Below are 12792 nucleotides of genomic sequence, written 5' to 3'. Positions count from 1 at the left end.
CCTCCGGGGCGGGCGGCCGGACCGGCCAAAGAGAGGACTTAGCCGTTGATCTTGGCGTTGATCTTCTCGTCGTACTCAGCGGCGAGCGTGGTCACGTCGCCACCCTCGGCCACAGCCTGGAAGTACTGCTCCAGGGTCTGGTCAGCCTCGATCGCGGCCCAGCCGGGAGCGGCGGGGGTCAGCTTCGCGGCCTGAGCGGTCGCGAGGGCGACCTCGTTCTGCGGGGCGAGTCCGGCGTAGATGTCACCGAAGTCGGAGTTGGCGGGACCGAAGCCGAGCTCGGCCAGCAGCGTCTGGTACTCATCCGAGAAGATGATGCGCAGGAGCTGCTTGGACTGCTCAACGTTGGGGGTCGCAGCCGAGATGGCGATGTTCGAGCCACCAGCGAACACGGGGGCGATGCCACCGTCGACACCAGGCAGCGCGTAGAAGCCGTTGACGGCGTCATCCCACGCGAGGATGGCGTTGCCGTCTGCGTCCTCTTCACCGGTCGGCACACCGATGCAGCAGCCGGCCCAGTTCGGGGCCATCTGTGCAGCGGCGGGCAGGCCGCTCAGCATGTCATCGTTCACCGCGTTGTAGACCTCGTCAGTGTCGGTGGTCTGCGCAACACCAGCGGTGGTGAACAGCTCCTGCCACTGCTCCATTCCGGCGATCGACTCGGCCGACGACAGCGCCGACGTCCAGGTCGAACCGTCGTAGGTGGCGAGCTCTCCACCGTTGGCGAAGATCCAGGACACGCCGTTGCGCCAGTCCTGACCACCGATGTAGAAGCCGCCCAGGTCCTGCTCCTTGAGGGCAGCGTGGACCTCGGTCACCTCAGCGAGGGTGGTGGGAACCGACTGGCCACCGGCCTCGTAGATGTCCTTGCGGTACCAGCCAAAGCGCGAGCCAAAGTAGTAAGGAACGGCGAAGACGTTCTCGCCGACCGAACCGGCCTCAACGAAACCGGGCAGCAGCTTGTCGCCACCGAGCTCCTCGTACATGTCCGTGATGTCGAGGAACGCGCCCACCGTGGTGAACGTCGCGGCCTGGGTGTTGCCCACCTCGGTGAGGTCGGGGGTGTTGGCGGCGTCCGGCAGAGCGGTCGTCAGAGCGGCAATAGCGTCGCCCCAGCCCACGTACTCAATGGTGAGGTCGCCACCGTTGACCTCGGTGTACTCCGCCTCAAGGAACTCACGCAGCTGTGCGGTGTTGTCGTCCTCCTGACCCATCCACCACATGGTGAGGTCCGCCTCGGCCACCTCAACGGGGGTCTCGGTGTCCGTGTTGGTGGGGTCGGTCGTGGGGTCGTCTGCGGGGTCGGACGAGCATCCCGCGAGGACGATGGCGGAAGCGGCGGCGAATGCCACGGCTCCGCTTGTCATCTTCTTCATTGAGCTACTTCTTTCTGTTGTGTGTGTGCCGTCCGTGACCCAGGGGCCACGTCGTTGTGGTGCGGAGAGTCAGGAGACCCCCAGCTGGCCCGTGAGGACCATGACCACGGCTCCGAGCACGACGATGTCGCGCCCGAGCGTGGTCATCCGCAGCGTCAGATCGCCGTGTAGCTCGGCCATCGTGCGGTTGCGGAGCGTCTCGGCTGTTCCCTCAAGGAGGGCCCCTCCGAGCACATTTTGTGGACCGGCGAGGACGACCTCGCCAAGATTGAGCGCGCCGACGACGGGGCCGAGCGAGATACCCAGCCGCTCCCCCGCCTCGCGCAACACCGCTTCGCGGGCTTCGGCGTCCGGCGCTGCAGCGAGTCGCGCTTCGATGCGGGGCGAGGCGAGCCACGTTTCCAGGCAGCCTTCCTTGCCGCAGGCGCACAGCTCGCCGCCGTCGGTGCCGACGATCACGTGACCGATCTCGCCTGCGGCGAAGCCCGAGCCGTAGACGACCTGGCCTCCCACGACGATGCCGGAACCCACACCGCGACCCACGCGAATCAGCATCATGTCGGCGCGAGCGCCGCCGAACGAACGCTCACCGACGGCTGCCATGTTCGCGTCGTTGGCGACCTGCACGGGGAGGTCGTAGCGCTCAGCGATCACGCGCTGCAGGGGAAGGTCGTGCCAGTCCAGGTTGGGCGCGCTCACGACGGTGCCATCGAGATCGACAAGGCCAGGGGTGCCGATTCCGATGCCGATCACCGGGGTGGTGGTGCGGGCGAGCAGGTCGTCGAGAAGAGTGCAGACGGCGTCGAGTGCGGCCTGGCCCGACACATTTCCGACGGCCACTTCACCGCGGACCAGCACAGCCCCATCGAGGTTGGCGACTACACCGCGGAAGGCGGCGTCGTGGGAAAGGTCGAGGCCGACGATCGAGAAGCCGGATCGGTTGATGTCCAGGAGGGTGGCGGGCTTGCCGGGACGCGAGTCAGGGCGGATGCCTAGCTCGATCACGAGGTTCTCGCTGATGAGGTCCGCGACCAAGTCCGAGATCGTGACGCGGGTGAGACCCACCTCGCGAGCGATGTCTGCGCGGCTCATGCCCTCGCCCCGGTACAGGGCCTGCAGGACGAGTGCGCGGTTGTGACGACGGGCGTGCTCGGGACGCACCCGAGAGTCGGGGCGCACTGCGGCAGCGTGTGCACGGGGCCGGCCCGTGCGCACCTTGCCGGACACCGGGGCCCGGTTCGGTGCGGTCGCTCGACGCGCCTCATCAGTCGTCATAGTTAGTTAGTAAAGGTTACTAACCAACATCGCGCAAGGCCTCGTATCGTTTCGAATTGGATAGTTATCGATCCGTGATCATCGCGCTCGGGATCGCTCGCAGACTCCCCCACCACGCGCTGAACGTAGAATGGGAGCGGACCTGGGGGAGTGAGAGGACTGCCCTATGCCCATCATGCGCAAGGACGGCACGGCACTGCTGTTCGTCCACGTCCCCAAGACTGGCGGGAGCTCAATCGAGGCCGCGTTCCGCTCAGCGGGGTGGCGAGTGAACTATCTCGATGGCAACTTTGACGAGGGCTCCCTCAACCAACTGCGCCGTTGTTCACCGCAGCACGTCGATGCCGCTGACCTGGCCGCGACCTTTGCGATTGACCGCTTCGATGCGGTCTTTGGTTTTGTGCGCGAGCCCCTGCCCCGCATGGTCTCCGAATACTTGTGGCGCCATCGCAAGCGCGACTCCGTCGACACTTCCGGCCGCGCCTTCGAGGAGTGGCTCAGCTCGACGTTCCGCAAGGCCAAGGCCGACCCTTGGCTCCACGACAACCACATTCGACCTCAGGTGGACTTCATCCTGCCTCAAGCGACCATGATGCGCTTTGAAGACGGCCTCGAGGCAGGGATGGCCCGGATCGCCCGCGACACGGGCCTCGACGTCCCCGTCACCCTGCCTCGCAAATACTCGGCGGCGGCCGTCACTGGCGTGCGCTCAAGCGACGTCAACGTGACCGACAAGGCCAAGCGATTGGTCGCCAAGTTCTACGCGCAGGACTACCGCCGCCTGGGATACGCCAAGCCGCAGCCGTCACGCTGACGCGTCACGGCTGCGCGCCGTCGGTCCAGACAGACGACTCAAAGTTGCGAGACAACAGTGATACCTGGTTGTGCATGGTGACCACCGCATCGGGCCCGATCTGGGCGAAGAAGTCGCCGAGGGCCGCACCACCGTAGTGACGCTCATCGATCACGTAGAGGTCTGTCACACGTTCAGCGAGATAGGGCGCGAGCGCGTTGCCATACGAGTCCTTGATGAGCACCACGGTCCCCTCAGCGGCCGTATCGTCGTTGTGGAGGTGCACCAGGCCATCGTCCCCGCCAATCCACGCGTTATAGCGGTTGGCGTAGGGGTCAGGGTCCTCCAGGTACTCGGCGACGATCGGCACTTGGCTGCAATCGTCACCATCGCAGATGCGTGACCGCCAGCCGTCCGCCGGCACCAAGTACTCGAATGGCTCAGCGTCGGTGGCACCCAGTGTCACCTCGCGCCCGAGCGTCCCGACGAAGGCGAGGGGCGATCGCTCGCGCACATACTCACGCTCATCCGTGCCTGTCACGACGCCCGAGTCGTCGAGCGCCTGCACGATCGCTTCCGCGGCCGTGACGGCACCATCCACCGTCCAGTGGTGATCTGTGGCGAAGAAGTAGCGGTCGCGGACATCGTCAGCTGCAAGCGCCGCGGTCAGGTCCAAAGTCTGCTCGCCAGTGGACTCGAACGCCTCGACCACGGAGTAACGCCGCTCCGGATATTGGTTGTCCCAGGCCTCGGGGAGCAAGTCTGCATAGACCTCTTCCCTACGCGGAACATAGACCCAGAGCATCTCGGCTCCTGCCGCTCGGACCGTCTGCGCAAGCGTCGCGGCCTCACTCGGTAGCTCCTCGCGGTAAGGCTGGTTCATCGGCTTCTGCAACAGGCGCCCATCAGCGTCGCCCACGTAGACGCCATTCAACACTGGATCGCGCAGCACGTCCGTGGTGATGGCCGCGTGAGCCTCCAGGAGTTTTTCGCGCGCGGGCACTCGTTCATCGACGTACGTGTCAAAGCCGTTCATCCATTCCTTGGACACCATCGTGGACCACGAGGGGTACTCGAACTCCGCGAGGTAGCGGTAATCAAGGGCAGAGAACGCCTGGTCGTGGTTCCACAGCGCCCACGTACCGCCCACTGTGGCAAATCCCAGCAGAAAATAGCCCGGGAGCGCCCGCAAGCGGTCGGGGCGTTGGCGACGAGGGTGATGGGTCATCAGAACCTAAAGTAGATGAAGGGCGAGTAAGAGACCGCGACCAGGAAAGCCGTCGCGACGAACAAGCAGACCACGGTGGTCACGACCATGAATGTCGACGTGCGCAGTGTGATCGCTACTGGCGGCGTTCCGGTCGCGTCAAACTCGCCGCCCTGATCGAACGTGTCCGGCGGCATCGTTTGCGCACGGATACGGTCCATCAGCGGTCGCGCTACCCCCGCCGCGAGCGCTACAGCGATCGCAAAGAGCACCCATCCGCGTTGAACGGCGAGCGTGGCCGTCGGGTCCCACCAAGACACGTCCGCGAGGCCAAACATGGTCCGGTAGTACGACGCTGCCTGGCTCACGTCAACGGCACGGAAGAGAACCCATCCACACACCGCTACCAGCACGCCATACCCGTGCTGAACGACACGAGGAGACCGCTCAAGATAGCGGCCGAGGACATACCTCTCCAAGCCAATCAGCACGCCAAAGTACAGTCCCCAGAGCACGAAGGTCCACGCCGCGCCATGCCACAGTCCGGTCAGGCCCCACACCACAAGGAGGTTGCGCCACACGACCACCGGGCGGGCCCTCGAACCTCCCATCGGAATGTAGACGTAATCACGGAACCACGAGCCGAGTGAGATATGCCAACGCTGCCAGAACTCGCGAGCCGATCGCGCCACGTAGGGATAGCGGAAGTTCTCGTGAAAGTGAATCCCCATCATCGCTGCCAACCCGATGGCGATGTCCGAATAGGCGCTGAAGTCGAGGTAGATCTGAGCCGAATACAGCAGCACGGCGATCCATGCCGACCCCACGGAACTCGGCTCACCCGAGGCCCACAGGTCGTCGGCAAGGGGGGCAATCGAGTCCGCCACAACCGCCTTCTTGACCAGCCCGGTCGCTACCCTGAATGCTCCATATCCGAACATCCCGGGGTTGAACTTGGGTGCTGCGAGTTGCGGCCCGATGTGGCTCCACCGCACGATGGGGCCGGCCACCAGGTGCGGGTACATCGCGAGAAAGCCCGAGAAGTCGAGCAACCGGGGCGCGCCGTCGTCGCGCCGCCGGTAGATGTCCACGAGGTACCCGATCGCCATGAACGTGTAGAACGACACACCGATGGGGAGCGGGAACTCCACTGAGGCGGCCCAACTCGAGAACCCCAGGCTCGTGGCAATGAAGACGGCGTACTTGAAAACGGCCAGTGGAATACAGGTGACCACAATCGCGACGACCAGCACCGTGCGCCGATGCCGTGCTGGAGTACGCAGGAGGAGTTTGCCAAAGTAGTAGGTGGCAACTCCAGTGCCCAGAATCAGGAGCACGAGCACGGGCTCACCCCAGGCATAGAACACCGCGCTCGCCAACAGCAGGGGCCACGCGCGCCACCGTGGCGGCACCGCGAAGAAGGCCGCCATCGCCAGCGGCATGAAGACGAAGACGAAGACTGTGCTCGTAAAGACCATGGGCTAGTCCTGTCGTCCGGCGCCGAACACCTCGGTGACTATTCGCTGCGCGGCATGGCCGTCGTCGTGCGGACAGTACATCGCGGCGAATCTGTCCAGGTCGTACCCCTCAAAGCGACCGGCGCCCAGTGCTTCCCGAATGAGCGCACGCGCCCGGGCTGGTTCTTCTGCTACGGGGCCTGGCAGGTCTGTGGCGTAGTCCAGATAGAACCCTCGCAGCACATCCCTGTAATCGGCCAGGTCGGGAGCGAAGAAGACGATGGGGCGCCGCGTGTTGAGGTAATCGAAGTACACGGAGGAGTAGTCGGTCACGAGCACATCGGCGAGCGCCAGCAGGTCCTGCATGTCTGGGTAGGAGGTGACGTCAATGACCCGTGAACCAGTGTGTTCTGGGATCTGCGCAGCCGACTTGTCGAGGACGTGACGCCTCAACAGCAACGTGGTGTCATCGTCGAACTCATTGAGCCACGCGGTAAGCCCGAGTGCTGCGGTCGGGGCTTCCTCGGGCGCGCCCGACAGGCTTCGGTCACGAAAGGTGGGCGCGAACAGCACCACACGCTGGCCCGGCTCGATGCCCACCACGCTGCGCGCGCGTTCTGCGGCGGCATCACGCCGTTGGCCATGGAGAACGTCATTGCGCGGATACCCGAGTTCGAGCGCCTTGCCCTCAAACCCAAAGGCCGAGCGCATGATCGCCGTGGTGTAGGCGTTGGGTGATGTCAGCACGCTCCACTGCCGAGCGCCCGTGGTCGCACGCGTGAGGTAGCCGTCATCACGCCCGTGAACCTCGTCGAGATCAAGCGCCATGCGCTTGAGAGGAGTGCCATGCCACGTCTGCACGAAGGTCTGCGAGCCGCGCCGGCGAACATAATGCGGGAAGCTCTGGTTATTGACCCAGTATTGGGCACGGGCGAGCGCATAGAAGTAGCGCAGCGAGAGCCGCGGCACCGCATCGACCAAGCCGTGCTGCCGGATCACAGCGTCAGTAGCGGACCAGATCACGCGTAGATCGGGCCGCATCTCCTTGAGGGCATCGGCGATGGCCAAGGGCGAGTCGCCCAAGCGCTGGCCCAGGCCGCTCTCGACCACCACCCAGTTGCTCCTGAGCGGTAGGCGGCGCCAAAGTCGGAACAGTGCCTTCGCCACAGGGAAGTAGAAGCGACTCCTGCGAAACTTGCGGAACGCCGCACTGCCCACCGTTGCCACGCGCGACTTCCATGCCCGTGACCGGGTAGGGCGCGTGGCTTGGACGGCGGAATAAACCCTCGCGCACGATTCACGGTTCATGGCCGGGAAGAACGCGGTTGCCCGCTCGAACGTCGCGTCGTCAACCCCGCAACCGCCCTCGACCACGGATGTCAGCTGTAGTGCAGCTTCCTTTGCCGTGAACGCCACGGACCCCGGCAACACCGCATCGAGGTCGAGGTGGGACCCTTGGGGTCCAAGGAACCGTGACCGATCGAACTGGAAATAGATGACAGGCCTTCGCAACAGCGCAAAGTCGAAGCCCACACTCGAATAGTCAGTCACGAGCACTGCACTCTGGCGCATGAGAGCCTGGACCGACCAGTCGCCCTGCCGGATGACTTCGACGCCCGCGTCCTCGAGAACACCAGCAAAGTGGCGGAAGTTGGGATGAAGGATGAACCGGATACGCCAGTTGCCCGACGACACGAGGTCGCGCACCGCTGGTGAGCGAACGAATGCGAGCCAGTTCTCAAGAAACTCGCTCGAGTGGAACGAGGCTTGGTCGGTGATCCAATCCCGCCAGGTGGGGATGATGAGGATCTGACGTTCTGGCGTCGACGGAGCGAGCAGGGCGTCAAAGCGCGACAACCCCGTCACCACGACGCGGTCTGGCGGGTATCCAAAGTCGCGTTCGATCATGCGCTTCTCGCTCGGAGAGCTCACGAGGAACATGTCGGTCTCGAAGCCGCCCCGACCGAAGCCATAGAGGCCAGCCATCCACTTGGTCCCCATCACACCGTGCTGCAGGAAGACCCGTGGCGCCCGCACCGCTCGCTTGAAGTCGTTGGTGCGTACGGGGAATAGGTACTCGGGGTGGTGCGAGCCGATGATCCTGTCGGCAAGAAGCACCGCTCGCGCGTGTTCGGGCGAACCGTGGAGAAGCACCGGGCCTACCGCCTCGGCCTCGGCCAAGTCGGGCGAGTCAGCGTCGATCACAAACCGCGCGTCAATGTGAGGATGGTGGTCCATCAAGTAACGGAAGAAGTGCAGCCCAGTGTCCTGGGCCTTGTAGCCAGTCTCTCCAATGACCCACAGCGGCCTGCGCGTGCGCCGCGCGATCCAGCGCCTCAGCGCCAGGCCCCGCTTCGTCTCGCGGATGGCTCGCGCCGTGTCGGCCGGCACGCTGGACACATGTGCCGCAAGGCGGCGGCCCTTGAACGTGTAGAAGGGGCCGATGTACCGCACGGTGTCTCCGGCGCTGACCTGCGCCGACCGCACCCGGTTCACGAGCCGCCTCATAAAGCGAGGGCGAGGAATCCCGACCCTGATGTCGTCGAGCCCCTCCTGGGACACCACGAGGTACGGGTCGAGCCAGTCAGAGATGTGTGCGGGGGTGATGTCACCCCACGCCAGCGAGAAGTCCACGTCCGCGGTCACGACGGGCCCGGAGGACGATCCATGCCTGCGCACGTCGATCGTCAACGGATGCTCCACGCCGCTGGTCCGCTCCACCACGATGCCCCGGAGTTGGGTGGCGCCACGGTGAGGAATCCGAAGCCGGCCAGTCCAGTGAACCCGGTTGCCGTACGTCAATCGTCGGGTTGCGACTCTGACGGGTGCCACAGCCGATGCGCCAGTCTTGAGGGTAAACGACTCTGGACCGGTCGGGTCCAGAAATGCGCGTTCCTGACCGGCCTGAACGGGCGTGATTCCCTCCAGCACGGACTCCTCGTCAAAGCGAACGCGAACGTAGTCGCCTGGCGAGGTTTCCCACCACAGTGTCCACGTCGCCGTCAGTGCGCTGGCCCAGTCTCCGAGGTCCTCGGTGATCACCCCCAGTCGGGTTGCCGACAGGGTTGCCGGACGAGTCTCCCCGAGCGCGAGCGCGCGCCACACGAGACGGCCCTGGCCGTCGGCCCCAAAAAAGGCAATCTCCAAGCGAATGACGGTGCCCCGCTGCTTGACCAACTTTGCGATGGCAGCACGAGGTTCAGCAGTGTTCGGCATGGAGATTCGGACATTCCCATCAGTTTCGGACGCGGTGCGCTCGGACACTTTACCTGGGCCACGCGCGCCCAAGGCATGCCCCGAGCCCACGACGTGCAAGCCGCTAGGCTTATCGCGGCCAACGGAAGGAAGACCATGGAGCTCACCCCCCTGTCGATTGAGGGCGCTTGGAGCGTCTCCACCAAGCATTTTGGTGACGACCGCGGGATCTTCCTCGAGTGGTTCAAGGACGGGCCATTCTCCGACGCGACTGGCCATGGCCTGAATCTGGCGCAGGCGAACTGTTCGGTGTCGGCCGCAGGAGTACTGCGTGGCATCCACTATGCAGACGTTCCCCCTGGTCAGGCTAAGTACGTGACCTGTGCGCGTGGCGCGGTGCTGGATGTGGTGGTGGACTTGCGGGTGGGCTCCCCCACGTACGGTCAGTGGGACAGCGTGCTGCTCGATGACGTGGACCGTCGCGGGATCTACCTTTCCGAGGGCCTGGGCCACGGCTTTGTGTCGCTCGAGGACAACTCCACCGTGATGTACCTGTGCTCGACGCCCTACGCCCCTGAGCGTGAGCACGAGGTCAACCCGCTCGATCCGGCGATCGGGATCGACTGGCCGACCGTGGGCCGTGATGGCACGCCCCTGACGTTTGAACTGTCGGCCAAGGACCAGGCCGCTCCCACCTTGGAGCAGGCCCGTGCCGCTGGCGCCCTTCCCACGCTTGAGCAGACCGAGGCCTGGAGGTCTTCCCTGTGAATGTTCTGGTCACCGGCGGTGCCGGTTTCATTGGCGCCAACTTTGTGCGCCGCACCCTGGCCACGCGGGCCGATGCGCGGGTCACCGTGCTCGACGCCCTCACCTATGCGGGCAACGCGGCTTCGCTGCCCGAGGACGAGCGGCTGACGCTGGTCAAGGGCGACATCGCCGACATGGACACGGTGTCCGACCTGGTGGGTGCCGCCGATGTGGTGGTGCACTTCGCCGCCGAGTCGCACAACGACAACTCCTTGCATGACCCGTGGCCGTTTGTGCACACCAACGTGATCGGCACCTACACGATCCTTGAGGCGTGCCGCCGTCACGGCACCCGCCTGCACCACATCTCCACCGACGAGGTCTACGGCGACCTGGAGTTGGACGACCCGGCCAAGTTCACCCCGGACACCCCCTACAACCCCTCATCGCCGTACTCCTCGACCAAGGCGTCCTCCGACCTTCTGGTGCGCGCCTGGGCACGCTCCTTCGGTCTTGAGGCCACGATCTCGAACTGCTCCAACAACTACGGGCCCTACCAGCACGTGGAGAAGTTCATCCCCCGCCAGATCACCAACATCATCGATGGTGTTCGCCCCAAGCTCTACGGCGCAGGACTGAACGTGCGTGACTGGATCCACGTTGACGACCACAACGATGCCGTGTGGGCCATCATCGATGGCGGGCGCATCGGCGCTACCTACCTCATCGGTGCCGACGGTGAGGTCGATAACAAGACTGTTGTCGAGACCATCCTGACGGAAATGGGCCTGGACGCGAACGCGTACGACCACGTCGCCGACCGCCCCGGTCACGACATGCGCTACGCCATCGACGCCTCGCTCACCCACGACGAGCTTGGCTGGCAGCCCGCCTACACCGACTTCGCTTCCGGACTGCGCGCCACCATCGCCTGGTACCGCGACAACGAGGCCTGGTGGAGGCCACAAAAGCAGGAGACCGAACTCAAGTACGAGCAGCTGGGACGGTAGACGCTGATGAAGGGCATCATCCTGGCCGGAGGATCCGGCACCCGACTGCACCCCATCACCATGGGAGTGTCCAAGCAGCTCGTGCCGGTCTACGACAAGCCGATGATCTACTACCCCCTGTCCACGCTCATGCTCGCGGGCATCAACGAGGTCCTCGTCATCACCACCCCGCACGACGCACCTCACTTCGAGCGTCTGCTGGGTGACGGTAGCCAGTTCGGCATCACGATCAGCTATGCCGTCCAGGCGGAGCCCAACGGCCTCGCGCAAGCGTTCGTGATCGGTGCGGACTTCATTGGCGACGACTCCGTCGCGCTGGTGCTGGGCGACAACATCTTCTACGGCCCCGGCCTCGGCACCCGCCTTCGCCGCTTCGAGAACATTCAGGGCGCTGCAGTGTTCGCCTACCAGGTGGCCGACCCCACCGCCTATGGCGTGGTCGAGTTCGACGCCACCGGAAAGGCCCTCAGCCTCGAAGAAAAGCCCGCGCAGCCCCGCTCGGACTACGCCATCCCCGGCCTGTACTTCTACGACAACGACGTGGTCGCGATCGCCCGGGATCTCGCCCCGTCGGCACGCGGTGAATACGAGATCACCGACGTCAACCGTGCCTACCTCGAGGCCGGCACGCTCCAGGTCGAGATCTTGCCTCGCGGGACCGCCTGGCTCGACACCGGCACGTTCGATTCCCTCATCGAGGCTGGCAACTTTGTCCAGTCCGTCCAGCACCGCCAGGGCCTGTCCGTGGGCGCTCCCGAGGAGATCGCCTGGCGCAACGGTTGGCTTACCGACGACGAACTTCTCGAGCGGGCCGATGCGCTGGCCAAGTCAGGCTATGGCGTGTACCTCGCTGACCTGCCGCGCCACGGGCGCTAGTTCAGGCCAGCACCTCTGACGCGGCGAGCTGCCATCGGTCACGCCAGTGACCGATGCTCTCGACGCCAGCAGCCGCTGCGGCGTCGTGGCCGAGCACTGACCACGCGGGCCGCGGCGCGGGACGAGGGAACGCCTCGGTGGTGGTGGGGTTCACCTGTGCGTCGATGCCCGCAGCCATGACCACGGCCGACGCAAACTCAAACCACGTGCACTGCCCTGAAGACGTGCCGTGATAGATGCCCGCCGGAGCCTGTGCGTCGACGAGGCCGACAATGAACGCCGCGAGGTCCCGGGTCCACGTGGGCTGACCGTGTTGGTCGTCCACGACGGCAATGTCTCCGCGTTCCTGCGCAACCCGCGCGATGGTCTTGGGGAAGCACTGACCATGCGCGCCGTAAAGCCACGCGGTGCGCACCACCAGTGCGTCGGCCTGCGCAGCGAGCACGAGCCGCTCACCCTCTGCCTTGGTGCGCCCGTACGCGCTGCGGGGCGCGACCGGCGCTTGTTCAGCGTACGGGGTGTCTGCATCGCCGGCGAAGACGTAGTCGGTCGAGATGTGAATCAGGCGAGCCCCGGATTGAGCACAGGCCTGCGCCACGAGCCCGGCTGCCGTGCCGTTGAGCACGAGCGCGGCGGGTTCATCCGTCTCCGCGGCGTCGACGGCGGTGTAGGCGGCACAGTTCACGACCACGTCGGCCTGTGCCACGGCCTGATGCACGGCCCCTGGATCCGTGATGTCCACGTCGTCGCGCGTCGCGGCCGTGAACTCGCGGCCCTGCTCAGCGAGGAGCAGTTCCATGTCCGTGGCGAGCATGCCGCCCGCGCCCAGTACCAACCAACGCTCGGGAGATCTCAC

Annotated in this window: 10 protein-coding genes; 4 read left to right on the top strand and 6 right to left on the bottom strand. The window is 65.1% G+C overall.

The annotated features are described in order from the left end of the window. Positions 1 to 38: 38 nt before the first annotated feature. Both ACK5NO_RS09935 and ACK5NO_RS09930 read right to left on the bottom strand, forming a co-directional pair. Positions 39 to 1376, bottom strand: a complete 1338-nt coding sequence (locus tag ACK5NO_RS09935; RefSeq protein ID WP_416812516.1) for an extracellular solute-binding protein — start codon at positions 1374 to 1376, stop codon at positions 39 to 41. Positions 1377 to 1445: 69 nt separating this feature from the next. Beyond that, entirely contained in the window at positions 1446 to 2651 is a 1206-nt protein-coding gene (locus tag ACK5NO_RS09930; protein ID WP_416812515.1) for an ROK family transcriptional regulator, read from the bottom strand. 166 nt (positions 2652 to 2817) lie between these two features. Between ACK5NO_RS09930 and ACK5NO_RS09925 the strand changes: the two genes are divergently transcribed. Continuing rightward, positions 2818 to 3465: a sulfotransferase family 2 domain-containing protein gene (locus tag ACK5NO_RS09925; RefSeq protein ID WP_416812514.1), complete on the top strand. Its 648-nt coding sequence runs from the start codon at positions 2818 to 2820 to the stop codon at positions 3463 to 3465. A 4-nt stretch (positions 3466 to 3469) separates the two neighbouring features. On the opposite strand, the gene ACK5NO_RS09920 is transcribed toward ACK5NO_RS09925, so the two are convergent. From ACK5NO_RS09920 to ACK5NO_RS09910, 3 genes are read right to left on the bottom strand one after another with little or no spacing between them, the layout of a single operon-like run. Next, positions 3470 to 4672 carry a DHHW family protein gene (locus ACK5NO_RS09920; protein ID WP_416812513.1) on the bottom strand — a complete coding sequence of 401 codons (1203 nt, stop codon included), beginning with the start codon at positions 4670 to 4672 and terminating at the stop codon, positions 3470 to 3472. Further along, on the bottom strand, positions 4672 to 6129 hold the full coding sequence (locus tag ACK5NO_RS09915; RefSeq protein ID WP_416812512.1) for an MBOAT family O-acyltransferase: 1458 nt from the start codon (positions 6127 to 6129) through the stop codon (positions 4672 to 4674). The genes ACK5NO_RS09920 and ACK5NO_RS09915 overlap by 1 nt, the downstream gene beginning before the upstream one ends. 3 nt (positions 6130 to 6132) lie before the next feature. Beyond that, positions 6133 to 9255 carry a CDP-glycerol glycerophosphotransferase family protein gene (locus ACK5NO_RS09910; RefSeq protein WP_416812511.1) on the bottom strand — a complete coding sequence of 1041 codons (3123 nt, stop codon included), beginning with the start codon at positions 9253 to 9255 and terminating at the stop codon, positions 6133 to 6135. A 204-nt stretch (positions 9256 to 9459) separates the two neighbouring features. Here ACK5NO_RS09910 and ACK5NO_RS09905 point away from each other — a divergent pair, with 204 nt between their 5' ends. Genes ACK5NO_RS09905 through rfbA form a run of 3 tightly spaced genes read left to right on the top strand, consistent with a single transcriptional unit; the run spans position 9460 to position 11936 of the window. Continuing rightward, a complete protein-coding gene (locus ACK5NO_RS09905) occupies positions 9460 to 10071 on the top strand; it encodes a dTDP-4-dehydrorhamnose 3,5-epimerase family protein (RefSeq protein WP_416812510.1) in 612 nt (203 codons plus the stop codon). Beyond that, a complete protein-coding gene (rfbB, locus tag ACK5NO_RS09900) occupies positions 10068 to 11060 on the top strand; it encodes a dTDP-glucose 4,6-dehydratase (protein ID WP_416812509.1) in 993 nt (330 codons plus the stop codon). The genes ACK5NO_RS09905 and rfbB overlap by 4 nt, the downstream gene beginning before the upstream one ends. A 6-nt stretch (positions 11061 to 11066) precedes the next feature. Then, positions 11067 to 11936: a glucose-1-phosphate thymidylyltransferase RfbA gene (rfbA, locus tag ACK5NO_RS09895; RefSeq protein ID WP_416812508.1), complete on the top strand. Its 870-nt coding sequence runs from the start codon at positions 11067 to 11069 to the stop codon at positions 11934 to 11936. 1 nt (position 11937) lies between these two features. Here the strand turns inward: rfbA and rfbD are convergent, their stop codons facing one another. After that, positions 11938 to 12792: a dTDP-4-dehydrorhamnose reductase gene (gene rfbD, locus ACK5NO_RS09890; RefSeq protein WP_416812507.1), complete on the bottom strand. Its 855-nt coding sequence runs from the start codon at positions 12790 to 12792 to the stop codon at positions 11938 to 11940.

Source organism: Demequina sp. (assembly GCF_047975725.1).
GTDB lineage: Bacteria > Actinomycetota > Actinomycetes > Actinomycetales > Demequinaceae > Demequina.
The sequence above is the reverse complement of the archived record's forward strand: the minus strand, read 5'-3'. Positions and strand labels throughout refer to the sequence as shown.

What these genes read in the sequence shown, in the direction of transcription:
- ACK5NO_RS09905 (WP_416812510.1), top strand. Translation starts at nt 9,460, where the DNA reads ATGGAGCTCACCCCCCTGTCGATTGAGGGCGCTTGGAGCGTCTCCACC.
- ACK5NO_RS09925 (WP_416812514.1), top strand. Translation starts at nt 2,818, where the DNA reads ATGCCCATCATGCGCAAGGACGGCACGGCACTGCTGTTCGTCCACGTC.
- ACK5NO_RS09935 (WP_416812516.1), bottom strand. Translation starts at nt 1,376, where the DNA reads ATGAAGAAGATGACAAGCGGAGCCGTGGCATTCGCCGCCGCTTCCGCC.
- ACK5NO_RS09930 (WP_416812515.1), bottom strand. Translation starts at nt 2,651, where the DNA reads ATGACGACTGATGAGGCGCGTCGAGCGACCGCACCGAACCGGGCCCCG.
- ACK5NO_RS09915 (WP_416812512.1), bottom strand. Translation starts at nt 6,129, where the DNA reads ATGGTCTTTACGAGCACAGTCTTCGTCTTCGTCTTCATGCCGCTGGCG.
- rfbA (WP_416812508.1), top strand. Translation starts at nt 11,067, where the DNA reads ATGAAGGGCATCATCCTGGCCGGAGGATCCGGCACCCGACTGCACCCC.
- ACK5NO_RS09920 (WP_416812513.1), bottom strand. Translation starts at nt 4,672, where the DNA reads ATGACCCATCACCCTCGTCGCCAACGCCCCGACCGCTTGCGGGCGCTC.